Annotated in this window: 1 pseudogene; it reads right to left on the bottom strand. The window is 78.0% G+C overall.

Features of this window, described 5'->3' with window-relative positions:
- Positions 1–1,307, bottom strand: a pseudogene (locus RIV14_RS13640) (hypothetical protein); the annotation flags it as partial.

The raw sequence follows: 1,307 nt of genomic DNA, 5'->3' as shown, positions 1-1,307 counted from the left end.
CCGGGGACGGCGACCGGGCCCCAGCCGTCGTCGGGATCGGCGGGGTTTACGGGAGCCGGAGATGTCGGCGACGCCATGGGGACCGCGGGGGCGGTGGGCGGCGGGGCCGCGGCGGAGGCGACCGGGGATGCCGGGAACGCTGGGGAGACTGCTTGGAACTCGGTGGGGGCGGCGGGATCGGCGCCGGCCGGAGCCGGCTGCAGCTCGGGGGCGGTCGCGGTCTCTTGCGCGGCGGGAGCCGGGGCGACGTGGTGCCCAGCGCGGTCGGTGGGCTGAGCGGAGCCAGTGGGCTCGTCGGCACCGAGGGGCCCACCGGGGTACCCGGAGTCCTCAGCGTAGGGATCGGCACCCCAGTCGTCCTCGGGCGGGGGCTCGGGGATCGGGGAGCCGTCGTCCCAGGTGGTGGAGACGGGCCGGTGCTCCTCGGGGCGGGCGGCCGGCTCGACGTCGGTGGGCCGTACTGGCGCAGCGGCGGGCGACTGCGCGACCGAGCCCTGGGCGGGTCGGCCGGCGTCGTGGGCAGCACTGGCTGGGTCGTGGGTGGCAAGCGACCGGGGGTCGGGAGCGGATGCGGCGACTGGCGCACTGGTGGAGCCGCGCGGCACCGCACGTGCGACGCCGTGGTCAGAGCCGCCGGCACCACCGGCGGCGACCGGGGCGGCCGCTCCCTCGACCGGGCCCTGGCCACCGACGTGCGTCCAGGCGCCGTTGACGTCCTGCGTCCCGCCACTGGCGGCCGAGCCCACCGAGTTGATGGCGCCGGCCTGTGGTCCGGGGCCGCTCTGCCCTGCGTCGGGGGCGCCGCCACCGTAGGAGCCCTGCGGTCCGCCGTGACCGGCATCGCGGCTGACACCGTGACCGACGCCGGGGCCGGGGGTGTGCGCAGCCTCGGCTCCGGTGGAGGCAGCACTGCGGGCGCCCATGCCTTGCGGTCCACGCGGGCCTCCTGAGCCACCGGAGCCGCCCGGCCCGCCGGGTCCGTCATCGCCGGCGACGATGGCGTGCACCTCGAGGCGCAGGCCGAGGGCCTGGTGGAGGGCTGCGGAGAAGATGGGGCCGTGTCCGCCGTTCTCGAAGGCGCCCACGAGGCCGGGGGCGGTGAACAGGAGCGTGAAGACGCCTCCGGAGACGGTGCCCGGCCGGGAGTTGGGGCCCACCAGCGCCCAGGTGGCGCGCCGCGAGCGCTTTGCCGCCTCGAGGACCTCCTCCCAGCGGGTGCGGATCATCTCCGCGTCGGCAGCCTCGCCCCCGCCCGGGCCGCCGGCGCCTGCCTGGGCGACGGGTGCTGAGGGCGCGGCAGGGGCGCT

The organism is Actinomyces acetigenes, assembly GCF_031296635.1.
GTDB classification, from domain to species: Bacteria; Actinomycetota; Actinomycetes; order Actinomycetales; family Actinomycetaceae; genus Actinomyces; species Actinomyces acetigenes.
This window is presented reverse-complemented; position numbering and strand designations above follow the sequence as displayed.